Genomic DNA, 20,032 nt, shown 5'->3' on the forward strand with positions numbered 1-20,032 from the left:
GCTAGATCAGCCCGTGCTCGCGCAGATAGTCCAGCTGGGCCCGTACCGACAGCTCGGCCGCCGGCCACAGGGAGCGGTCCACGTCGGCGTACACATGGGCGACGACCTCGGCGGGGTTGCGATGGCCGTCCTCGACGGCCGTCTCGACCTGGGCGAGGCGGTGGGCCCGGTGAGCGAGGTAGAACTCCACGGCGCCCTGGGCGTCCTCCAGGACCGGCCCGTGGCCCGGCAGGACCGTGTGCACGCCGTCGTCGACCGTCAGCGACCTCAGGCGGCGCAGGGAGTCCAGATAGTCGCCCAGGCGGCCGTCGGGGTGCGCCACGACCGTCGTACCGCGGCCGAGGATGGTGTCACCGGTCAGCACGGCCCGGTCGGCCGGCAGATGGAAGCACAGGGAGTCCGAGGTGTGTCCCGGGGTCGGTACGACCCTCAGCTCCAGGCCGCCGACGGTGATCACGTCCCCGGCGGCCAGGCCCTCCTCGCCTAGCCGCAGCGCCGGATCGAGGGCACGCACGCGCGTGCCGGTCAGCCCGGCGAAGCGGGCGGCGCCCTCGGCGTGGTCGGGGTGTCCGTGGGTGAGCAGGGTGAGGGCGACGCGCTTGCCCGCCTTCTCGGCGGTGTCCACGACCGTGCGCAGGTGGCCCTCGTCCAGGGGTCCCGGGTCGATCACCACGGCCAGGTCGGAGTCGGGCTCGGCGACTATCCAGGTGTTGGTGCCGTCCAGGGTCATCGCGGAGGGGTTGGGGGCCAGCACATTGACGGCCCGTTCGGTCGCGGGACCGGACAGGACCCCGCCACGGGGCTGGCCGGGCAGGGCTGCTGCGTCGGTCATGCGGAGCCTCCACCGGCGGTCGGAGCGGTCGGTATGTGCTTGGTGAACTCGTCGTGCCCCGGCCAGGACAGGACGATCTCGCCGTTCTCCAGGCGGGCGCGGGCCAGCACGGGGGTCATGTCCCGCGCGGGCGCGGCGGCGAGCGCCCGCGCGGCGGAGTCGTACGGGAGCAACTGGCGCAAAGTGGCGATGGTGGGCGGCATCATCAGCAGCTCGCCCTTGTCGTACCCGGAGGCGGCCGTCTCGGGGCGGATCCACACCGTGCGGTCGGCCTCCGTGGAGGCGTTGCGGGTGCGCTGGCCCTCGGGGAGGGCGGCCACGAAGAACCAGGTGTCGTAGCGGCGGGCCTCGAACTCGGGGGTGATCCAGCGGGTCCAGGCGCCCAGCAGGTCGGAGCGCAGCACCAGGCCGCGGCGGTCCAGGAACTCGGCGAAGGAGAACTCGCGCGCGACCAGGGCGGCGCGGTCCGCCTCCCAGTCGTCCCCGGTGGTGTCGCCGACGACCGACTCGGGGTCGGGCCCGGCGAGCAGGACGCCCGCCTCCTCGTACGTCTCCCGGACGGCCGCGCAGACGATCGCCTGGGCGCCGGACTCGTCGACGCCCAGCCGTTCGGCCCACCACGCGCGCGTAGGGCCCGCCCAGCGGACCCGACGGTCGTCGTCGCGAGGATCGACACCACCGCCGGGATATGCGTACGCGCCTCCGGCGAAGGCCATGGAGGCGCGTCTGCGCAGCATGTGGACGACCGGACCGGCCGGCGTGTCCTTCAGGAGCAGCACCGTGGCCGCGCGCCTCGGGGGCACCGGTGTGAGGGCGCCCTGCGCGAGCGCGCGGATACGGTCCGGCCACTCCTTGGGGTACCACTGCCCATTCGCCATGGCCGGAGGCTATCCCGTATAGGGCGAATGTTCGAGAGGTACCCGAGGTCAGAGGGGCTTACGGAGCCAGCTCGACCTGGATCTCGACCTCCACCGGCGCGTCCAGCGGCAGGACCGCGACGCCCACCGCGCTGCGGGCGTGCACGCCCTTGTCGCCGAGGACCTCGCCGAGCAGCTCGCTGGCACCGTTGACGACACCGGGCTGCCCGGTGAAGTCGGAGGCCGAGGCGACGAAGCCGACGACCTTCACCACGCGCGCGATGCGGTCCAGGTCGCCGGTCACGGACTTCACGGCGGCCAGCGCGTTCAGCGCGCAGATCCGGGCCAGGTCCTTGGCCTCCTCGGCCGTGACCTCGGCGCCCACCTTGCCGGTGACCGGCAGCTTGCCCTCCACCATCGGCAGCTGGCCGGCGGTGTACACATACACGCCGGACTGCACGGCCGGCTGGTACGCGGCCAGCGGCGGCACGACCTCCGGCAGGGTCAGGCCCAGTTCGGCCAGCTTGGCCTCGACCGCGCTCATGCCTGCTTCTCCCGCTTCAGGTAGGCCACGAGCTGTTCGGGGTTGGGCCCGGGCACGACCTGGACGAGCTCCCAGCCGTCCTCGCCCCAGTTGTCCAGAATCTGCTTCGTGGCATGGACGAGCAGCGGCACGGTTGAGTATTCCCACTTGGTCATGGGCCGACTGTAGCCGCTGTGACCCACGGGACAGACGGACGGCCGGGGGCGCCGTTGTCCACAGCCTCCCGCGTGACTGTCGGCCGGACTGGTTAGGCTCGAAGACGTGAGCAGGCTCCAGGTCGTCAGCGGCAAGGGCGGGACCGGAAAGACGACGGTCGCCGCCGCACTCGCGCTGGCCCTCGCGACCGAGGGGAAGCGGACGCTTCTCGTGGAGGTCGAGGGTCGGCAGGGCATCGCCCAACTCTTCGAGACGGAGGCGCTGCCCTACGAGGAGCGGAAGATCGCGGTCGCTCCCGGGGGCGGAGAGGTGTACGCCCTCGCCATCGATCCCGAACTGGCCCTTCTGGACTACCTCCAGATGTTCTACAAACTCGGGGGCGCGGGCCGGGCCCTGAAGAAGCTCGGCGCGATCGACTTCGCCACCACGGTCGCGCCCGGACTCAGGGACGTCCTGCTGACCGGCAAGGCCTGCGAGGCGGTGCGCCGCAAGGACAAGAGCGGGCGGTTCGCCTACGACTACGTCGTCATGGACGCCCCGCCGACCGGCCGCATCACCCGCTTCCTGAACGTCAACGACGAAGTGGCGGGCCTCGCCAAGATCGGCCCGATACACAATCAGGCGCAGGCCGTGATGCGGGTGCTGAAGTCACCGGAGACGGAGGTGCACCTGGTGACGCTGCTGGAGGAGATGCCGGTCCAGGAGACCGCCGACGGCATCGCCGAACTGCAGGCGGCGCGGCTCCCGGTGGGCCGGGTCATCGTGAACATGGTCCGGCCCGAGGTGTTGGACGCGGCCGGCCTGGAACTCGTACGGACCGTGCCGCGTTCCTCCGTTGCCCGGGCGCTGTCGGCCGCCGGGCTCGGCGGGGCGCGACGCGGCGGGAACGCCGAGCGGCTGGTGGACCCGCTGCTGGAGCAGGCCGCGGAGTACGCCGAGCGCCACGCGCTGGAGGAGGAGCAGCGCGCGGTCCTCTCCGAGCTGGGCCTGCCGCTGCACGAACTGCCGCTGCTCGCGGAGGGCATGGACCTCGCGGGCCTGTACGAACTCGCCACCGAGCTGCGGAAGCAGGGGTTGTCATGAGTCCGGACCCGGCCGAGGCGCAGGACGCCGCCCGCCCTCGTCTCTCCCCCGCGCGCGTGCTCGACATCGACACGCTGCTGGACGACCGGAAGACCCGGATCGTGGTGTGCTGCGGTTCCGGCGGGGTCGGCAAGACGACGACCGCGGCGGCACTGGGCCTGAGGGCGGCCGAGCGGGGCCGCAAGGCGGTCGTCCTGACCATCGACCCGGCCAGGCGGCTCGCCCAGTCGATGGGCATCGACTCCCTCGACAACGTGCCGCGGCGGGTGAAGGGCACCGAGGGCGAGGGCGAACTGCACGCCATGATGCTCGACATGAAGCGCACCTTCGACGAGGTCGTCGAGGCGCACGCGGACCGCGAGCGGGCGGCCGCCATCCTGGCCAACCCCTTCTACCAGTCGCTCTCGGCGGGCTTCGCGGGCACGCAGGAGTACATGGCGATGGAGAAGCTGGGCCAGCTGCGGGCGAAGGACGAGTGGGACCTGATCGTGGTCGACACCCCGCCGTCCCGCTCGGCGCTGGACTTCCTCGACGCGCCCAAGCGGCTCGGCTCCTTCCTGGACGGCCGCCTGATCCGTCTGCTGACCGCCCCCGCCAAACTGGGAGGACGTGCGGGGATGGCCTTCCTCAACGTCGGCATGTCGATGATGACCGGCACCCTGGGCAAGCTGCTGGGCGGCCAGCTGCTGAAGGACGTCCAGACGTTCGTGGCCGCGATGGACACCACCTTCGGCGGTTTCCGTACGCGCGCGGACGCCACGTACAAGCTGCTCCAGGCGCCCGGTACGGCCTTCCTGGTGGTGGCGGCCCCGGAGCGGGACGCGCTGCGTGAGGCCGCGTACTTCGTGGAGCGGCTGGCCGCGGAGGACATGCCCCTGGTGGGTCTGGTGCTCAACCGGGTCCACGACAGCGGAGCCGGCCGGCTGTCGGCCGAGCGGGCGCTCGCCGCCGCGGAAAATCTTGAGGAGCGCCGCATTGTGGATCAGGGGGGCGGGAAAGCTGGACTTCGTAACTCTCCCGACACGTACGGCAGTTCAGAATCTCCCGCTCCGGCGACACCGGCCCCGGAAGACGGCTCCCCCGCCGCCATGGACGATGGCTCCCCCGCCGCGGACCCGGAGCGATCCGTCAACCAGCTCACCGCAGGCCTGCTGAGGCTGCACGCCGATCGTATGCAGCTGCTCTCGCGCGAGCAGCGCACGCGTGACCGCTTCACCGCCCGCCACCCCGAGGTGGCGGTCGTCGAGGTACCCGCACTGCCCGGCGACGTCCACGACCTCATGGGCCTGCGCGACATCGGAGACCGACTGGCGGCGGGCCATGCGGATCCGTCGTAGCGGCAGCCGCTGCAGGGCGGTCACCGTCCTCACCCAGGACAACGCACAACCGGGCGCCGACCACTTTCGCCTGCCCGGCGCGGGCTGCCTTCGCCTGCCCGGCGCAGTCCGCTTTCGCCTGACCGGCGCGGACCTCCTTGGCCTGCCCGGCGCGGACCGCCTTCGCCTGCCCGGCGCGCGCGTCTCGCGAAGTCATTGCCCGTCCACATGCCTGAGACGGGCGTTGGTATGAGCCTGCCGACCGAGTGGTGCCGGGGCACACGTCTGCCCGATGCCCTGGCGCCGGTCCATCAGATGTTGTCCCAGGACACGGGTCCGACCGTTGCTTCCCGCGGCTCTGCGTCCGGCCGGAGCGGCCCTGGGGCCCTGTCAAAGGGCGATGCCCTCAGCTCACCGCCGCGAAGTTCTCGTACACCTCGTCGTCGTCGAGGGGTACGATCCCGACGCTCCGCTCGTACTCCGAGCGGGCGGTCTCCAGCAGCCTGCGCCACGAGGTCACGGTAGGCCGCCGGCGCAGCAGTGCACGGCGCTCCCGCTCCGTCATGCCTCCCCACACGCCGAATTCGACGCGGTTGTCCAGCGCGTCGGCCAGGCATTCGGTGCGTACCGGGCATCCGGTGCACACCGCCTTGGCCCTGTTCTGCGCTGCTCCTTGAACGAACAGTTCATCCGGATCGGTAGTGCGGCAGGCAGCCTGCGCACTCCAGTCGGTTACCCAGCCCATACCGGCGCCGTCCTCTCCCGAATCGAGGCTCCCCCACGGCGGCAGCGGCATATTCACCGCCGCCAGTTGAGGACGTTACGGAAGGTGGGGACAGCGCAACACCCCCTTCGGGCCCAATCTTGAATGGCCCGAACGGACTATGGGTAAGCGGCAGATCACCCGCGGGAGTGAGCTGACGACATGCGTGATCATTCCGGCAAACCGGGACGGCTGTGGTGCGCCACATCGGGCACCAGATGACACACGAGGTGGATTCGGACACGCCCCCATCAGAAAGTCGGGGTACTTCCGGAACGATTCGGGGTCGCCGGACGTATTGATACGTGGCCGCACCGCTGTGACAGTTGAGAGCAGCTTAGGCCAAGGCCTGCGCGCATGTCCGGCGAATGAGAAGGTAGGCGTCGCGCTGTGCCGTGCCGCAACGCGACGGCATCCCTCCGGCGTGCCCCGACACGGCCATCACCGGACAGACCGGACATCACGATCCGACACCCGAACATCCCGAGAAGCCGTCGCTCCATCGGAACGCTCAGCAGTACGGATTAGGCTGCCCCCATGCCAAAGAAGCGCTCGGGCAGTGGTCTGTCGGCAACACAGCAGGCCGCCAAGTTCCTCGGTGTCAGTGTGCTCGCGGGAGCCGTGATGGCGGGCATCGCGCTGCCCGCGGCCGGCGCGCTGGGCCTCGCGGCCAAGGGCTCGGTCAAGGGCTTCGACGAGATCCCTGCCAACCTCAAGAGCCCCCAGCTCAGCCAGCGCACCACCATTCTGGACAGCCGGGGCAACCAGATCGCGGCCGTCTACTCCCGCGACCGTACGGTGGTGGACCTCAAGGACATCTCGCCGTACATGCAGAAGTCGATCGTCGCGATCGAGGACTCGCGCTTCTACAAGCACGGCGCGATCGACCTCAAGGGTGTGCTGCGCGCCCTGAACCAGAACGCGCAGAGCGGCGGGGTCGCCCAGGGCGCCTCCACGCTCACCCAGCAGCTGGTGAAGAACTACTTCATCGAGGAGGCCGGCGACGACCCGACGAAGGTCGCCGAGGCCACCCAGCAGACCCTCGGCCGCAAGGTCCGCGAACTGAAGTACGCGATCCAGATCGAGGAGAAGCTCGGCAAGAAGAAGATCCTCGAGAACTACCTGAACATCACCTTCTTCGGCGAGCAGGCCTACGGCGTCGAGGCCGCCGCCGAGCGCTACTTCTCCAAGCACGCCAAGGACCTCACCCTGCAGGAGTCCGCGCTGCTGGCCGGCATCGTCCAGTCCCCGAGCCGCTACGACCCGGTCAACGACGAGGCCGAGGCCACCAAGCGCCGCAACGTCGTCCTGCAGCGCATGGCCGAGATCGGCGACATCTCCCAGGCGGAGGCCGACAAGGCCAAGGAGGAGCCGCTCGGCCTGCACCCGAGCCAGCCCAAGAACGGCTGCATCACCTCGGTCGACGGCGCCGGCTTCTTCTGCGACTACGTGCGCGAGGTCTTCCTGACCGACAAGGTCTTCGGCAAGACCCGGGAGGACCGGGCCAAGCTGTGGAACCGCGGCGGTCTGACGATCCGCACGACGCTCGACCCGCAGTCGCAGAAATCGATCCAGGCGTCCATCAAGGAACACGTCTACAAGAGCGACCCGGTGGCGACCGCCGCGACCATCGTCGAGCCCGGCACCGGCAAGATCCTCGCCATGGGACAGTCCCGCCCGTACGGCTTCGGCAAGGACGAGACGCAGATCAACCTGTCCGTGAACCAGAACATGGGCGGCGGCGCCGGCTACCAGCCCGGTTCGACGTTCAAGCCGATCGTGGCGGCGGCCGCCATCGAGGGCGGCAAGCCGGCGACGCAGCGGTACTCGTCGCCGTACGAGATGCCCTACCCGAGCTCGGTGGCCGCGTGCGACGGCCGGATCTGGCACAACGACCCGGCCAAGCCGGCCAAGCTGACCAACGAGAGCACGTCGGAGCACGGCCCGTACGGCATGAAGGAAGCGACCGCCAAGTCGGTCAACACCTACTACGTGCAGCTGATCGGCGACATCGGCATCTGCCCCGTCACCGACATGGCCCAGAAGATGGGTGTGGAGCGCGCCGACGGCCGCAAGATCGACCAGGCCCCCTCCATCGCGCTCGGCACCCAGGAGATGTCCCCGCTGACGATGGCGAGCGCCTACGCCACCTTCGCCTCGCGCGGTATGTACTGCACCCCGGTCGCGATCGAGTCGATCACCCAGACGGTCGGCAGCGAGACGAAGTCCCTGGAGGTGCCGAAGTCGACCTGCTCGCGCGCGATGTCGGAGAAGACCGCCGACACCGTCAGCACGCTCCTGAAGGGCGTGGTCGAGGACGGCACGGGTCAGGAGGCCGGCCTCGGCAGCCGCCCGAGCGCGGGCAAGACCGGTACGACGGACAAGCGGTACGCGGCCTGGTTCGTGGGATACACCCCGAACATGGCGGGCGCGGTCTGGGTAGGCGACCCGCAGCACAAGCGGCAGATGGTCAGCATCACCATCGGCGGCGTCCCGCACGCCAAGGTCTACGGCGGTGAGGTCCCCGGACCGATCTGGCGCGACATGATGACCGGCGCCCTGGAGGGCAAGCCCGCACCGGACTTCCAGCTGGTCGACATCCCCGACGACAGCAAGGGGGGCGACCGGGGAAAAGGCCGCGGGGGGAACAACGGCGGGAACGACGGGAACAACGGGAGCAACGGGGACAACACGGGCGGGATCATCGGCGGACTGATCGGCGGCCTCACTGACGGGGGCACGGCCGGGGACACCGCGGGTGACACGGCCGGCGGCACCACCGGAGGCACCGTCCCGACGCCTACGTTCTCCCTCCCGGGCAACTTCATCCAGGGCCAGGCGAACGGCGGGAGCAACGGGAACGGGAACGGGTTCGGGGGCCGCAGGGGCTGAGAGCGGTCCGGCGGGCCGAAGTTCCCCACGGCCCGCCGGAACACCGACTCGGGGGCTTGAGGGCTTGAGGGCCCGGGGTTGGGGGGCTCGGGGGCCTGGCGGAGACCTACCCGACGGATTCCGTGGAGATTCGTCTACGGATCCGCCGGGAAAGTCCGCATCCGGTCAGCCGGCCAGGAGCTTCTTCACCGCGGCGGCGACGCGGCCGCCCTCGGCCTGGCCGGCCACCTTCGGGTTCACGATCTTCATCACGGCGCCCATGGCCCGCGGCCCCTCGGCACCGCCCGCCTTCGCCTCCTCCACGGCCTGGGAGACGATCGCGATCAGCTCGTCGTCGGACATCTGCTTGGGCAGGTACGCGGCAAGGACCTCGCCCTCCGCCTTCTCCCGCTCGGCCGACTCGGCACGACCACCCTGGGCGAAGGCATCGGCCGCCTCGCGGCGCTTCTTCGCCTCCTTGGTGATCACCTTGAGGACCTCGTCGTCGGAGAGCTGACGCTTCTCCTTGCCCGCGACCTCCTCCTTGGTGATCGCGGCGAGCGTCAGCCGGAGCGTCGAGGAGCGGAGCTCGTCGCGCTCCTTGATCGCGGCGTTGAGGTCGTCCTGCAGCTTCGACTTGAGCGTGGTGGTCATGGGCTCGATTGTCGCAGGTACAAAGGCGCGACCGCCCCCTGATTTAACGGGCGGCCGGTCTCGGGACCGGCAGGGTCTGACACGATGGTCGTATGCGCGCGCGATACGGAGTACCCCTGGGAATCATGGCGGCAGGCGCCGCCGGACTGGCGTACGCGGCGGGCTTCGAGGCCCGCTCCTTCCGCCTCCGACGAGTGACGGTCCCGGTCCTGCCGCCGGGCATGCGCCCCCTGCGCATGCTCCAGGTCTCCGACATCCACATGGTCAGCGGACAGCGCAAGAAGCAGCGGTGGCTGCAGACGCTGGCGGGCCTGCGCCCCGACTTCGTGATCAACACCGGCGACAACCTCTCGGACCCCGAGGGCGTCCCCGAGGTCCTCGACGCACTCGGCCCGCTGATGGAGTTCCCGGGCGCCTACGTCTTCGGCTCCAACGACTACTACGGCCCCAAACTCCGCAACCCCGCCCGCTACTTGCTGGAGAAGACCAACGGCCGCCACGGCCTGAACGGCAATCCGCCCGCCGTGGGAGTGATCCACAACCCCTGGGAGGACCTCAGGGACGGCTTCGACGCGGCGGGCTGGCAGAACCTGACGAACACGCGGGGCGTGCTGAAGATCGAGGGCATGTCGATCGAGCTGACCGGCCTGGACGACCCCCACATCAAGCGCGACCGCTACGCCCGGGTGGCCGGCGGCCCCTCGGGCACGTACGACTTCTCGATGGGCGTGGTCCACGCCCCGTACCTGCGCGTCCTCGACTCCTTCACGGCGGACGACTACCCCCTGATCCTGGCCGGCCACACCCATGGCGGCCAGCTGTGCATCCCCTTCTACGGCGCCCTGGTCACCAACTGCGACCTGGACACGGACCGCGTGAAGGGCCTGTCCACGCACACGGCGGAGGGCCGTACGTCCTACCTCCACGTCTCCGCGGGCTGCGGCACCAACCGCTACACCCCCGTCCGCTTCGCCTGCCCACCGGAGGCGACGCTGCTGACGCTGGTGGGACGGGAGTAGGCCAGCGCGGCGGTCCGGGAACGGGCCGGGACGGGGCGAGGCGGGAGCCGGTCAGCCCGGGGAGCCGGGAGCGAGGCGAGGCGGGAGCAGGTCAGCCCGGGGGGCGAGGAACCAGGGAACCGGCCAGGTGAACGACAGGCCCCGACCTCGGCCGTCAGCCTCTGCCTCGGCCGTCACCCTCTGCCGAAGCCACCCACCCGGAGTACTCCACATAGCCCCTTTCACCCCCTTTGCCTAGCTTGAGGGCATGACGGCCCCGATACCCAGGGACATCCCGGACCTGCCCGCGGTCCCGAGCCCGCCCCTCGTCCTGCCCTCCCCGGTCCCGGCCACGGCGGTGGTGGCTCCGACCCGCCGTCCCCTTACGGCACTGTTCCGCCTGGTGACCGCAGTCGCGGCAGCCGCGGGCGTCGCCCTGGAGCTCCTCCTGGGCACCCCCGCCCGCATCCTGAGCTACTTCAGCATCCAGACCAGCATCCTGCTGGCCGTGGTGATGCTCCTGTCGGCGTCCAGGGCCTGGCGAGCCCGCCGCCCGCTGCCCTCAGCCGTGACGGGCGCCGCACTCCTCTACGTCCTGATCAACGCGCTGGTCTACCACCTGCTCCTGGCTCACGCGACGCCCCCGTTCCTCATGACGGATGCGAGCGCGCCCCCCGCACGCTGGCACACCCAGTGGGCGGCACTCCAGATCCTCCACACCCTGGTCCCGGCGGCAGCGGCCGCGGACTGGCTCCTGCTCACCCCCGCGGCCCGCCTGCACCTTCGCCAGGCCGCGGCCTGGCTCCTCTATCCCCTGGCCTACCTGACCTTCTACCTCTCCCGAGCCGCGTTCCTCGCCCCGTCCTCCCCCGCCCGCTACCTCTACCCCTTCCTCGACGTCGACGCCCACGGCTACCGCAGCACCCTGGCGAACGCCCTCCTCCTGGGCCTCGCGATGTACGGCCTGGCGGTCCTCCTGGTCGCCCTGGACCACACCCGTCCGACCCCGGTCCGACGCCGCTTCTAAACCGGATTTCGTCTCCAGCCACCAGTGGGCTAAAGTAAACGTCGTCGCCGCGACAAGCAGCGACATCGGGGTGTAGCGCAGCTTGGCAGCGCGCTTCGTTCGGGACGAAGAGGTCGTGGGTTCAAATCCCGCCACCCCGACAGCTGAGAAGCAGTTCAGAGGGCCCTCACCAGTTTGGTGAGGGCCCTCTGGCGTTGCTGCGTGTCTAACTGCGTGACTATCGATTCCTGAGTGATTCCTGCGTGCCTACGACGGCCGCGGATCCCCGCCGAAGATCCCGTCCATGACCACGGCGCCGGTCTGGATCACGGGCCGGATCTGCTTCCGGTAGACCTCCTCGGTCACCGCGGTCCCGGAGTGCCCGACGAGCCGGGAGATCTCCTCCAGCGGGACGCCACGGTCGGAGAGCAGGGACACGAAGCTGTGCCGCAGTTCCCTCGGCGTCCACTCGTCGGCGTTGATCCCGTCGATGCCCTTGAGCGCCTGGCGGAAGGCGCGGCGGACGTTGGCGGCGTCGAGCGGCTTGCCCACGGCCGAGGAGAAGACGAGCCCGTGTTCCTCCCACGCGTCATCGGCGGCGAGCCGATCCCACCCCTGGTCCTCGAACTGCTGCCAGAGCGCTTCCACGCAGCGCGCCGGCAGGGCGAGCGTGCGCCGTGACTTCCTGGTCTTGGTGTCCCCGCTGCGCCGGACCGACCGCCAGACGGCGATGTGCGGCGGCTGAGGAGGATCGAAGTCCGGCCGCCCCTTCAGGAAGACGTGGTCCCAGGTGAGCGCCCTCAGTTCCTCGGTACGGGCCCCGGTCAGCAGGGCGACGACGATGTACGCATGCATCGAGGTCCCCTCGGCACCCTTCAACACAGCCTCAGCCTGGGCGAAGGTCAGCGCCTTGGACGGACGCCCCGCCTGCCCCTGAGGCACCGAGCACAGCTCGACGACATTGCGCTTCACCTTGTCCCGCGCCATGGCCCGCTTGACCGCACGGTTCAGGCACGAGTGAACTGACTGGAGTGTGCGCGTGCTGAGCGTCTTCGCCTTCGCGGCAAGCCAGCGGTCAACATCGTCCGCGCTCAGTTCGCGGAGCTTCCGGGCGCCCAGGGCCGGGATGACGTGGTTGTTGCTCAGGATCGTGTTCGTCTCGACGGTCCCCGGGTCGCAGTCTGCGAGGCCGTAGGTGAGCCAGTCCGTCACGGCGTCCTTGACCGTGTAGTTGGTGGGCGCGATCGCAAGACCGTCTTCGTGGTCCCGCAGCACCTCCTTGAGCTTGTTCTTCGCCTCTGTCTTGGTCTTGCCACTCCCCCGCTTCACGATCCGCTTGCCGCTCGGGTCGAAGCCGAGGTTCGCCGTGGCGATCCAGCGCTGCCGTTTCTCGTCCCAATGCAGGCCGCCGTCTCCCCGGCTACGGCGCTTGGTCATCAGGCTGCGTCTCCCATCTGGTGCTTGATGAAGGCATGTACGGCGTCGTCCGGGATCCTGCGGCAGCCGTCGACCTTGATGGAGACCAGTCGGCGGGTTCGGATGAGGTCGTAGACCTTGGTACGGCCGACCTTGAGCCGGGTCATGACCTCCGGCACGGTGAGCAGCTCAGGAGCAGTAGTGGTCATTCGGCGGCTCCTTCCAGGTCGGGGCGGTTGGGCTGGGCTTCGGTGGCGGTCGCGCCGTGGACGCTGGCAGCGAGCCAGGTTTCGGCGTCGGAGAGGCCTGTGCCGGCGAAGACCCAGTGAGCGAGGACGAAGGTGATGTCCTTCTGCGGCTCCGGGTGAGTGGCGGCTGCTTGCGCTCGGCGCCATTCGGCGCGGGCGTGGCGAAGAGCACCGAGGGTGGTGGAGTAGCGGCGGGACTTGGTGGAGAAGCGGCCGCGGAAGCCGAGCATGTGGGCCCAGGCGCGCAGGCGGAGGTGCTCCAGGTCCTTCCGGGCACCGAGGGTCCAGGCCGTTCGGATGAGGCGGCGGGCGTGGTCGCTGATGTCGAGCTGAGCGAGTTCGGCGGCGAACTTCAGCGGCCGGTCGAGGGCACCTGTCGCCGTCTCGGCGCCCTTGGTGGCGTACTTGGCGATGTAGGCGGCAACCGCCCGTTCGGTCAGCTCCTGACCGTCGTTGAAGTCGGCCGAGCGAATCGTGCGCACGTCGAGTTGGCGGCCGAAGGCGAAGGTGAGCGCACGGCCGTCGATCACTGGGCCGTCGACACGGACCTTTGCGACGGCGGCTCGGATGGCATCGGTCAACAGCTCGGCGGTCGCCCAGGGTGGGGGCGGGGTGTCGCCACCGCTGGGGCCGTCCAGGCGAATGACCGCGTGGAAGTGGACGGCGCCCCGCTTCTGGTACTCGGCGACCTTGGCGAAGGAAACCCGGACGTGTTCGCGGAGCCGCCGTTGCGAAAGGCCCGCGCGCTTGGCGACCTCCCGCCGCAGGTAGGTGGAGAAGCGCCGCCACAGGGCACCGGCGTGGGCATTCCACAGGACTGCCGCGTCGTAGTCGTAGGTGTCCGGGTCGAGCGGGGTGCCGAGGGCGTCGTCGTCCTGGTCGTGGTGGGTGCCGCAGCGGCACAGGCGCCCGTCGGAGCGGCGGTTGTGGACCGGGCCGAAGCCCGGGGCGGTGAAGGTGGCGAAGACGCGAGGGTGGGCGGCGACGTGTTCCGGGGTGCCCTTGCCGCCGCGGAGTCCGGCGGTGATCAGCTGGAAGGTGTCGCGGCGGTAGACCTCGGCGCAGGCCGGGCAGCGGGTGACGCGGCGGTTGTTGCAGCGGACGAGGAGTTGGCCGGCCGGAAGGGCCGAGGAGTCGAGGTGCTGGAGGACGCGGCCGATCTCGCCGGTCGTGGTGTTGAGGTCGTACTCGGTGCGGTGGCCGTCCAGGCGGATCGGGTGGGTACAGCCACCGAGCCCGGAGAGTTGCTGGAGGATACCGGGCAGGGTGCCGTCGGCAGCAAGGTTGCTGAGTTCCGGCAGCGGAGGCGGGGTGGTGCGCGTGAAGATGGCTTCTCTCCTTCTGACTGGTGCTGTCGGGAGGGGCAGGCCACCGGGGCGGCGGATGCTTGGCCGTGTCACGCCGCCCCGGAGGTCAAGGCGCATCAGCGCCGGTTGTGTTCGCGGAGCAGCGAGCGCAGGACCACGGCGGCTATGGCCACGGAGACGGCCGTGACGGCGACGGCGGCCAGGAGCGCGGCGAGGACCACACCGCCGACGAGCACAGCCGCGACCGTCTTCTGATCGATCGAGACGGACGGGAGCAAACGCCGGACGGGCGCCGGGTCGGTCGGGGTGTGGGCGTGCGCGGGCGGCGGGGTCGGGTTGTCGGGGTACTTGGGCAGGAACACGGTGAACCTCTCCTCATCTACTCGTCTAGTCATGCGAGCCGTTTACGACGCCCACGCCGGAGCGCGTGCCGGACTCGATGGCGGGGGCGAGGAAGGTGTGCGAGAGCCAGAACCCGAAGAGGGCGATCAGGACGACGATCCAGGTGCGGACGCCGAGGTACTTGACCGCTCCTCAGGCGAAGAAGCCGAGGACGACGACGAGCGGCAGGCTGACAGTCACGGGTTTCCGGGTCCTTTCAGCGGACGGGGCAGCGGTGCGTACGGGCGGCGAGTTCCGCGGCGGCGCGGCTGTCGTAGTCGGCGGAGAAGCCGCAGCGCGGGGCAATGCAGGCGGCGGTGTGCTTCTCGCGGCCCCGGCTGTCGTAGGCGGTGCCGACCTGCACCGGGCCGATGCGGGTGACGTTGCGGAAGCTGCGGTTGGCGGTCATCGGGCTTCCTTTCACAGGTGGGCGGCGATGGCTTCGGCCATGGGGACCGGAACGCCGAGGCGGGCGCGCAGCGTGGGGGTGTCGATCGGGGAGCCGGTACGCGTGTAGTACTCGGCGGCGACCTTGCGGGCGTGGTCGATGAGGGCCGACGGGACCGGGACGGGCGGGTTTTCCGGTGGTGCGTCGATGGCCGGCGGCTCGGGGGTGGGGTTGGTCCCGTTCTCCTGGTCCGCGATGACCTCGGCGGCCGTGGCCGCTCCGGGTACCGAGTGGGCGAGGAGGGTTCCGCCGAGGAAGGCGACAGCAGGCCAGCCCGCGACGAGGATGCGCAGCCAGGCCGGTACGTCGCCGAGGTCGAGCAGGCCGGCGGTGGCGACATTCGCGCCGAGGGACGCGACGAGGGCGATGACGAACCAGCACCAGGCAGCCGCTTTGGCTCCGCCGGAGCGCAGTCGACGCCAGGCGGCGACGAGCAGCAGGTCCACGGACACGGGGTAGGCCCAGGCTTTCCACCCGTCTTGTCCGGCCGCCATCGCGACGTCGTGAAGGTGCGCGAAGGACAGCGCGGCGGCGATGAGCGCTTGGACGAGCACCGCGTCCACGCGAGCCAGTTGGGCGCGCATGAAACGGCTCCTTCCTGGTTCAGGCATGGGAGGGGTAGGGACTTGGCGCGAGACGGTCACGCCAGCCGGTTGGAACGTGAGGGGGTGGCTAGGCGGCGAGGGCCGAGGACTCGACGGGCTGTACGGGCACGTCGGGCCTGAAAGGGTTCAGCGCAGGGAGGTCGGGCACCAGGTGAGCCGCCTCCCGGCAGGTGTCGGCGGCGGCGCCGAGGGAGAGGTACGGGGTCCGGATGCGGGACCAGCCGCCGGAGGTGTCACCTGCAACCGCGAGGCCGGGACGTTCGGGGGCGATGGCACAGGCAGCCAGGACAGCTTCCGGTGCGATGTCGCCCAAGGCCATCTTGGCGGAGGCTTCATCGTTGACGCGGTGGCAGACACGGCCGGTGAGCTGGGCGCGGAGCATGGTGGCGCCCTTACCGAGTTCGGCACCGAAGCGCTGCCCGCAGACTTCCAGGTAGATGCCGGCCGCACGGCCGAGCTGGGCGAGGCGGATGAGCTGGGTGACCATCTGGTCCCGGCGCTCCTCGTCCTTCTTCGTGGCGACGAGGAACAGCTCGGCCACCTCGTCCACGAACAGCACGATGGGTACTGGTCGTTCGCTTCTGGGCAGGCCCCAGATGTCGGAGGTGATCTCTTCTTCGGGGGTGTCCGGTGCGATGCCCTGTCGGGCCTTGATCAGGTCGTATCGGTCCTCCATCTCCTTCACGAGCACTGGCAGCAGATCTGCGGCTTCGGCCGGGTCGGTGGCGAGCGCGGACAGGCGCGGGGCGAAGGGCGCCAGCTCCACACCCCGTTTGCAGTCGATGCCGACCAGGGCGACGCGCTGAGGGGCGAGTCCGGATATCAGGTGGCGCAGGTACATGGACTTGCCCGACAGCGTTGCGCCGAGAGTGAGCTGGTGGGGAACGGTCCGGTAGTCGCGTATGAAGGGCGTGGCGTCCTCCCGCAGCGCGACCGGCACCTTGAGGAACCCGCCTTCGGCCTTACGCGGCATGCGCACCTTGCGCAGGACGTCGAAGCCGACCAGGCGCAGTTCCACGACGCCCGGCTTGACGGTGGTGACGTAGACGGCGTGCACACCCCAGGCATGCCGAAGGCGTTCCGCCGAGGCGGCGAGGTCGGCGGGTTCCTGTCCCGGCGCGAGACGGAGCCGGAGCCGTAAGCCGGTCGTGGTGGGCCGGATGATGCCCCGGCGGGGCGGCACCGGCCGCACTTCACGTCGGGTGGTGGCCTTCACGGCAAGGACGCGCAGCCGTGAGGGCGCCACCGTCAGGCCGCACGCTTCCATGACCGAGGCGTACGAGCTGAGCAGCCGGACGGTGGACGCCGGTCCGCCGACTGTGCACCAGAAGAGGACGGGATGCTTGGCCCGGGCGTAGGCGGCCCCACCGCCGAGCGCGGCGACAGGACCACCCACTTCCAGGAGCGTTGTCAGGTCGGACATCAGGCGGCATTCCCCATGGCGTTCGGGAAGGCGGCCGGGGTGACGGCGGCGGCACGATAGGCGATCCCGTGACGCTGCTGCCCGTTGAAGACGCTCTCCCACGGCCGGGCGACCAGCCCCGGCAGCGAGACCGGCGAGCCGAGCGCCAGCCCCTCGGAGATCCCGCCCTCGGGGATGGTGACCTTGATGAGCGACGACTCTCCTTCTTCGATGTAGACGACGCCGATGGTCATCAGCGCCTCGCCACTGGTGGCGTCCTTGGCGATCTCGCCGGTCTGGCGGTCGCGGACCTTCGGCTCCGGAGCCTCGGTGAGGAGGATCGTGGCGGCGGCGGTCTCAATGCGGATGGTGCGCAAGGCACGCACTCCTATCTACTCGTCTATACAAGATGCAATCTGCGAACCCGATCTCCCGGGGTCACGTGATCACTCTGCCACACAACTTGCCCACTCGTCTATACGAGTATGCCTGTTGGGACGTACGAGTTCGAAGAACTGGCCTACGCCCTTGTCAGACCCACCCACCAGAATCCACCCATGCTGATTGCGACCAACGGCCGAGGCCACGCGTTGAAGCGGCCCTCGAAGCCCGCCATAGGAACCATGCTCGCCAACCTGCGACGCGGGAACGAGTACTTGATCCTTGAGCGGCAGGACGAAGCCATCGAGGGCGACTGGTACATCCAGGTCTGGTTCCGTGAGAACAACACCTACCAGTTGGAACACCGCGACGGCGTCCCCGCGGAGCACTACCAGACACAGACGGTGTCCCAGGAGAAGGTCCTGCAAGCACTCCTCGCCTGGGTGGCCGACAAGCCCGGCTGGCAGGAGAGCTTCATGTGGAACAACATCGGCCACATGTTCACCCCTCGCGCCCCCGAAGACGAGGATGAACCGTCCGCCTAGAGCCGTGCCGCCGCTCATCCGGTCACGTCGCCGGGAGCTGGTACGACAGGACGTAGGCGTCCGCCGCCATGACCGTGTCGCAGACCTCGACCGCTCGCCCGTCGGTGTCGAAGGCGGTGCGGATCAGGTGGATGACGGGCACACCGGCCGCCAGGTGCAGCGTCTTGACCTCAGCAGGCGAGGGCATCCGGGCGCGGATCTCCTCTTCGAAGTGGTCGAGCTGATGACCCAGCTCTTCGAGTCGGGCGTAAATGCCGCCGGGACCGGGGTTCGGCTCGGCGATCGGAGTCCCGCGGGCGATGTCGAGCGGGAGGTAGGAAGTGGCGAACTCCACCGGCTTCCCGTCGAGCAGATACCGGCGCCGACGGGCGAGGACTCGCCGTACGGATCCGAGCCGGGTGGAGATGTCCTGGCTCGGCTTCTCCTCCTTGACCTCCAGGCTGTCGACCTTGGGGTGACCGCCGGCCGCGTCGGCCTCCACGATGAAGGCGGACTTGCCCTGCTCCCGGTGACGCCGGGCGAACCTGTCGGAGGCGAGCCGCCGCACGGGCGGACGGGGCCGGACGAAGACGCCCTTGCCGTGCTCGGCGTGCACCAGGCCCTCACCCGTGAGGACGGAGAACGAGTTCCGGACGGTCATCCGGGACACGCCGTAGTGGTCCACCAGCTCGGCTTCCGAGGGCAGCTTCTCGCCCTCGCGGAATCGCCCACGGTCGATGGCCTCGCGCAGTTGGTCGGCGATCTGCCGAAAGACCGCACGATCGCTCGTGGGGTCGAGATCACCGAGGAGACCCGAAGGAAGAGGGCTCACGTTGACTACTCCTTTAGGTATCTAGACGAGTGGGCGAGTGGTGTTGCTACGGTGGAGAGCCTAGCCAGCCGAGAGGGCCGAGGAACGTGAGCACAGAACGCCCGCACTCCGTGAGCGTGGCCGGAGTCGTCATCGACGACCTCGGCCGGGCCCTCTTGATCCAGCGCCGGGACAACGGTCACTGGGAACCGCCGGGCGGCGTCCTCGAACGCGAGGAAACCATCCCCGAGGCCCTCCAGCGCGAAGTCCTCGAAGAGACCGGCATCAAGATCGCACTTCCGGCGACCCTGACCGGCGTCTACAAGAACATGACGGGCCTGATCGTCTCGCTGGTCTTCCGCTGCGAAGCCGCAGACGGCACGCCCACCACCGGTGACGAGACCCGCGCGCTGCGCTGGGCCACCCGTGAAGAAGTATCCGAACTTGCCGACGAGGCGTACGCGATCCGCGTCCTGGACGCACTCGACGCGGCGTCCCCGCCGGCCATCCGCGCCCACGACGGCGTGAAACTCGTCTAGCCCGAACCCGCTGCACATGGCGGCCTACCAGCATGAAGGAACTTGTATGCACGAGTATACGAGTATGACGAAGGTCTGGGGGCTCAGTTGCCCAGGATTCCCGGAAGAGGTGAGTCGGGCCCGCCGATGGACCCGCGACATCCTGCGCGGCTCCCCCTTAGCCGAAGACGCCGAACTGATCGTGAGCGAGCTGAGCGCGAACGCGATCCTCCACACGGCCAGCGGCTGTGAGTCCGGCAGCTTCCACTTGGCCGTCGCCGTCTCGGCACAGGTGGTCGCAGTGTCGGTGACGGACGACGGAGGCTCGGCCAGCGCTCCGAAGGTCGAGCACCAGGACCAGGACGCCGAGCACGGCCGAGGCCTGGGCATGGTCAGCGCGATCGCCCACCGGGTCGTCGTCCACGACAGCGACCAGGGCCACACGGTCACCGCGGAGCTGTTCGCAGGTACTCACGGAGGAGGCCACCCGTGCTGATGGGCAACACCCGACGCGGTTTCTGGTGCGAGTGCTGGACGGAAGACCTCATCGAGCAGCGGGGGCCGGCGCTGATGGCATCCTTCGACGCCTACTCGGCACCGCAAGCCGATCGATGGGTCGCGGTCGCACTCCGCACGATCTCACCTGCTCTGGACGCGGACGCGTCGGACGAGGCGTGGGAGTGGCTGTACGACGGCCGCACCGAGACCAGACGAGCCCTGCTGCAGTCCAAGTCCTGCACGGTGTCCGTCACCCACGCTGACACCCGCGTCACCTGGACGATCCGACCAGTGACCTACCTGCCGCTCGCCCACCGCGAGTGGACCGAACTCCCAGCCTGTGCATACGACTTCAAGCCCCGCCCCACTGAGTGAGTTACAACTTTCTCTACTGGTTCAAGCACCCGTCGTCG

The 20,032-nt window shown here is 69.6% G+C and carries 24 protein-coding genes, 1 tRNA gene and 1 pseudogene; 10 read left to right on the top strand and 16 right to left on the bottom strand.

The features are described from left to right. Position 1: 1 nt before the first annotated feature. The 4 genes from ACZ7P3_RS00655 to ACZ7P3_RS00670 are packed head-to-tail and all read right to left on the bottom strand — an operon-like array spanning position 2 to position 2,388. Positions 2-832, bottom strand: a complete 831-nt coding sequence (locus ACZ7P3_RS00655) for an MBL fold metallo-hydrolase (protein ID WP_472078175.1) — start codon at positions 830-832, stop codon at positions 2-4. Then, positions 829-1,710: an NUDIX hydrolase gene (locus tag ACZ7P3_RS00660; RefSeq protein WP_472078176.1), complete on the bottom strand. Its 882-nt coding sequence runs from the start codon at positions 1,708-1,710 to the stop codon at positions 829-831. The genes ACZ7P3_RS00655 and ACZ7P3_RS00660 overlap by 4 nt, the downstream gene beginning before the upstream one ends. Before the next feature lie 58 nt (positions 1,711-1,768). Next, positions 1,769-2,233 carry a RidA family protein gene (locus ACZ7P3_RS00665; RefSeq protein WP_472078177.1) on the bottom strand — a complete coding sequence of 155 codons (465 nt, stop codon included), beginning with the start codon at positions 2,231-2,233 and terminating at the stop codon, positions 1,769-1,771. Further along, positions 2,230-2,388: a DUF4177 domain-containing protein gene (locus tag ACZ7P3_RS00670; RefSeq protein WP_018547934.1), complete on the bottom strand. Its 159-nt coding sequence runs from the start codon at positions 2,386-2,388 to the stop codon at positions 2,230-2,232. Before ACZ7P3_RS00670 ends, ACZ7P3_RS00665 begins: the two co-directional genes overlap by 4 nt. A 106-nt stretch (positions 2,389-2,494) precedes the next feature. Between ACZ7P3_RS00670 and bagA the strand changes: the two genes are divergently transcribed. Both bagA and bagB read left to right on the top strand, forming a co-directional pair. Continuing rightward, positions 2,495-3,472, top strand: a complete 978-nt coding sequence (gene bagA, locus ACZ7P3_RS00675) for an ATPase BagA (RefSeq protein ID WP_472078178.1) — start codon at positions 2,495-2,497, stop codon at positions 3,470-3,472. Next, positions 3,469-4,809: an ATPase BagB gene (bagB, locus tag ACZ7P3_RS00680; RefSeq protein WP_472078179.1), complete on the top strand. Its 1,341-nt coding sequence runs from the start codon at positions 3,469-3,471 to the stop codon at positions 4,807-4,809. Before bagA ends, bagB begins: the two co-directional genes overlap by 4 nt. A 385-nt stretch (positions 4,810-5,194) precedes the next feature. Here the strand turns inward: bagB and wblA are convergent, their stop codons facing one another. Beyond that, positions 5,195-5,533, bottom strand: a complete 339-nt coding sequence (gene wblA / locus ACZ7P3_RS00685; RefSeq protein WP_472078791.1) for a transcriptional regulator WblA — start codon at positions 5,531-5,533, stop codon at positions 5,195-5,197. A gap of 555 nt (positions 5,534-6,088) precedes the next feature. Here wblA and ACZ7P3_RS00690 point away from each other — a divergent pair. Beyond that, positions 6,089-8,443 (top strand): transglycosylase domain-containing protein, encoded by a 2,355-nt coding sequence (locus tag ACZ7P3_RS00690; protein ID WP_472078180.1) that lies wholly within the window; start codon positions 6,089-6,091, stop codon positions 8,441-8,443. Between the two features lie 165 nt (positions 8,444-8,608). Here ACZ7P3_RS00690 and ACZ7P3_RS00695 read toward each other — a convergent pair whose 3' ends face one another. Continuing rightward, positions 8,609-9,076: a GatB/YqeY domain-containing protein gene (locus ACZ7P3_RS00695; protein ID WP_472078181.1), complete on the bottom strand. Its 468-nt coding sequence runs from the start codon at positions 9,074-9,076 to the stop codon at positions 8,609-8,611. A gap of 92 nt (positions 9,077-9,168) precedes the next feature. Between ACZ7P3_RS00695 and ACZ7P3_RS00700 the strand changes: the two genes are divergently transcribed. The 3 genes from ACZ7P3_RS00700 (at position 9,169) to ACZ7P3_RS00710 (ending at position 11,241) form a co-directional block, all read left to right on the top strand. Beyond that, positions 9,169-10,095: a metallophosphoesterase gene (locus ACZ7P3_RS00700; protein WP_472078182.1), complete on the top strand. Its 927-nt coding sequence runs from the start codon at positions 9,169-9,171 to the stop codon at positions 10,093-10,095. 247 nt (positions 10,096-10,342) lie between these two features. After that, entirely contained in the window at positions 10,343-11,101 is a 759-nt protein-coding gene (locus ACZ7P3_RS00705) for a Pr6Pr family membrane protein (protein ID WP_472078183.1), read from the top strand. A gap of 66 nt (positions 11,102-11,167) precedes the next feature. Then, a tRNA-Pro gene (locus tag ACZ7P3_RS00710) sits at positions 11,168-11,241 on the top strand. A 106-nt stretch (positions 11,242-11,347) separates the two neighbouring features. Here the strand turns inward: ACZ7P3_RS00710 and ACZ7P3_RS00715 are convergent. From ACZ7P3_RS00715 to ACZ7P3_RS00755, 9 genes and pseudogenes are all read right to left on the bottom strand, one after another. After that, positions 11,348-12,517, bottom strand: a complete 1,170-nt coding sequence (locus ACZ7P3_RS00715) for a site-specific integrase (RefSeq protein WP_472078184.1) — start codon at positions 12,515-12,517, stop codon at positions 11,348-11,350. Then, positions 12,517-12,705 carry a helix-turn-helix domain-containing protein gene (locus ACZ7P3_RS00720; RefSeq protein ID WP_472078185.1) on the bottom strand — a complete coding sequence of 63 codons (189 nt, stop codon included), beginning with the start codon at positions 12,703-12,705 and terminating at the stop codon, positions 12,517-12,519. The genes ACZ7P3_RS00715 and ACZ7P3_RS00720 overlap by 1 nt, the downstream gene beginning before the upstream one ends. Further along, entirely contained in the window at positions 12,702-14,045 is a 1,344-nt protein-coding gene (locus ACZ7P3_RS00725) for a replication initiator (RefSeq protein ID WP_472078792.1), read from the bottom strand. The genes ACZ7P3_RS00720 and ACZ7P3_RS00725 overlap by 4 nt, the downstream gene beginning before the upstream one ends. A 122-nt stretch (positions 14,046-14,167) precedes the next feature. Further along, positions 14,168-14,413, bottom strand: coding sequence for a SpdD protein (locus ACZ7P3_RS00730; protein ID WP_472078793.1), 246 nt, complete (start codon positions 14,411-14,413; stop codon positions 14,168-14,170). Positions 14,414-14,438: 25 nt separating this feature from the next. Continuing rightward, positions 14,439-14,633: pseudogene (locus ACZ7P3_RS00735) on the bottom strand (hypothetical protein). A gap of 16 nt (positions 14,634-14,649) precedes the next feature. After that, on the bottom strand, positions 14,650-14,841 hold the full coding sequence (locus ACZ7P3_RS00740) for a mobile element transfer protein (RefSeq protein WP_472078186.1): 192 nt from the start codon (positions 14,839-14,841) through the stop codon (positions 14,650-14,652). A gap of 11 nt (positions 14,842-14,852) precedes the next feature. Further along, the gene (locus ACZ7P3_RS00745) at positions 14,853-15,464 is read right to left on the bottom strand and encodes a DUF2637 domain-containing protein (protein WP_472078187.1); all 612 of its coding nucleotides are present in this window, start codon (positions 15,462-15,464) and stop codon (positions 14,853-14,855) included. A gap of 88 nt (positions 15,465-15,552) precedes the next feature. After that, the gene (locus ACZ7P3_RS00750; protein ID WP_472078188.1) at positions 15,553-16,908 is read right to left on the bottom strand and encodes an FtsK/SpoIIIE domain-containing protein; all 1,356 of its coding nucleotides are present in this window, start codon (positions 16,906-16,908) and stop codon (positions 15,553-15,555) included. Next, on the bottom strand, positions 16,908-17,264 hold the full coding sequence (locus ACZ7P3_RS00755; protein ID WP_472078189.1) for an SCO3933 family regulatory protein: 357 nt from the start codon (positions 17,262-17,264) through the stop codon (positions 16,908-16,910). The genes ACZ7P3_RS00750 and ACZ7P3_RS00755 overlap by 1 nt, the downstream gene beginning before the upstream one ends. Positions 17,265-17,444: 180 nt before the next feature. Here ACZ7P3_RS00755 and ACZ7P3_RS00760 point away from each other — a divergent pair, with 180 nt between their 5' ends. Beyond that, a complete protein-coding gene (locus ACZ7P3_RS00760) occupies positions 17,445-17,813 on the top strand; it encodes a hypothetical protein (protein WP_472078190.1) in 369 nt (122 codons plus the stop codon). A 22-nt stretch (positions 17,814-17,835) separates the two neighbouring features. Here ACZ7P3_RS00760 and ACZ7P3_RS00765 read toward each other — a convergent pair whose 3' ends face one another. Then, on the bottom strand, positions 17,836-18,624 hold the full coding sequence (locus ACZ7P3_RS00765; RefSeq protein ID WP_472078191.1) for a GntR family transcriptional regulator: 789 nt from the start codon (positions 18,622-18,624) through the stop codon (positions 17,836-17,838). Positions 18,625-18,734: 110 nt separating this feature from the next. On the opposite strand from ACZ7P3_RS00765, the gene ACZ7P3_RS00770 reads away from it, so the two are divergent. From ACZ7P3_RS00770 to ACZ7P3_RS00780, 3 genes are read left to right on the top strand one after another with little or no spacing between them, the layout of a single operon-like run. Continuing rightward, a complete protein-coding gene (locus tag ACZ7P3_RS00770; RefSeq protein ID WP_472078794.1) occupies positions 18,735-19,142 on the top strand; it encodes an NUDIX hydrolase in 408 nt (135 codons plus the stop codon). A 46-nt stretch (positions 19,143-19,188) separates the two neighbouring features. Continuing rightward, positions 19,189-19,617, top strand: a complete 429-nt coding sequence (locus ACZ7P3_RS00775; RefSeq protein WP_472078192.1) for an ATP-binding protein — start codon at positions 19,189-19,191, stop codon at positions 19,615-19,617. Then, a complete protein-coding gene (locus ACZ7P3_RS00780) occupies positions 19,617-19,994 on the top strand; it encodes a hypothetical protein (protein ID WP_472078193.1) in 378 nt (125 codons plus the stop codon). Before ACZ7P3_RS00775 ends, ACZ7P3_RS00780 begins: the two co-directional genes overlap by 1 nt. The last annotated feature ends 38 nt before the right edge of the window (positions 19,995-20,032 follow it).

This window comes from Streptomyces sp. NPDC107581, assembly GCF_055657175.1.

Coding starts and splice junctions, on each gene's coding strand:
- ACZ7P3_RS00665 (WP_472078177.1), bottom strand. CDS start 2,233: ATGAGCGCGGTCGAGGCCAAGCTGGCCGAACTGGGCCTGACCCTGCCG.
- ACZ7P3_RS00705 (WP_472078183.1), top strand. CDS start 10,343: ATGACGGCCCCGATACCCAGGGACATCCCGGACCTGCCCGCGGTCCCG.
- ACZ7P3_RS00780 (WP_472078193.1), top strand. CDS start 19,617: ATGGGCAACACCCGACGCGGTTTCTGGTGCGAGTGCTGGACGGAAGAC.
- ACZ7P3_RS00690 (WP_472078180.1), top strand. CDS start 6,089: ATGCCAAAGAAGCGCTCGGGCAGTGGTCTGTCGGCAACACAGCAGGCC.
- ACZ7P3_RS00760 (WP_472078190.1), top strand. CDS start 17,445: ATGCTGATTGCGACCAACGGCCGAGGCCACGCGTTGAAGCGGCCCTCG.
- bagB (WP_472078179.1), top strand. CDS start 3,469: ATGAGTCCGGACCCGGCCGAGGCGCAGGACGCCGCCCGCCCTCGTCTC.
- ACZ7P3_RS00750 (WP_472078188.1), bottom strand. CDS start 16,908: ATGTCCGACCTGACAACGCTCCTGGAAGTGGGTGGTCCTGTCGCCGCG.
- ACZ7P3_RS00740 (WP_472078186.1), bottom strand. CDS start 14,841: ATGACCGCCAACCGCAGCTTCCGCAACGTCACCCGCATCGGCCCGGTG.
- ACZ7P3_RS00745 (WP_472078187.1), bottom strand. CDS start 15,464: ATGCGCGCCCAACTGGCTCGCGTGGACGCGGTGCTCGTCCAAGCGCTC.
- ACZ7P3_RS00670 (WP_018547934.1), bottom strand. CDS start 2,388: ATGACCAAGTGGGAATACTCAACCGTGCCGCTGCTCGTCCATGCCACG.
- wblA (WP_472078791.1), bottom strand. CDS start 5,533: ATGGGCTGGGTAACCGACTGGAGTGCGCAGGCTGCCTGCCGCACTACC.
- ACZ7P3_RS00660 (WP_472078176.1), bottom strand. CDS start 1,710: ATGGCGAATGGGCAGTGGTACCCCAAGGAGTGGCCGGACCGTATCCGC.
- ACZ7P3_RS00720 (WP_472078185.1), bottom strand. CDS start 12,705: ATGACCACTACTGCTCCTGAGCTGCTCACCGTGCCGGAGGTCATGACC.
- ACZ7P3_RS00775 (WP_472078192.1), top strand. CDS start 19,189: ATGCACGAGTATACGAGTATGACGAAGGTCTGGGGGCTCAGTTGCCCA.
- ACZ7P3_RS00715 (WP_472078184.1), bottom strand. CDS start 12,517: ATGACCAAGCGCCGTAGCCGGGGAGACGGCGGCCTGCATTGGGACGAG.
- ACZ7P3_RS00655 (WP_472078175.1), bottom strand. CDS start 832: ATGACCGACGCAGCAGCCCTGCCCGGCCAGCCCCGTGGCGGGGTCCTG.
- ACZ7P3_RS00695 (WP_472078181.1), bottom strand. CDS start 9,076: ATGACCACCACGCTCAAGTCGAAGCTGCAGGACGACCTCAACGCCGCG.
- ACZ7P3_RS00700 (WP_472078182.1), top strand. CDS start 9,169: ATGCGCGCGCGATACGGAGTACCCCTGGGAATCATGGCGGCAGGCGCC.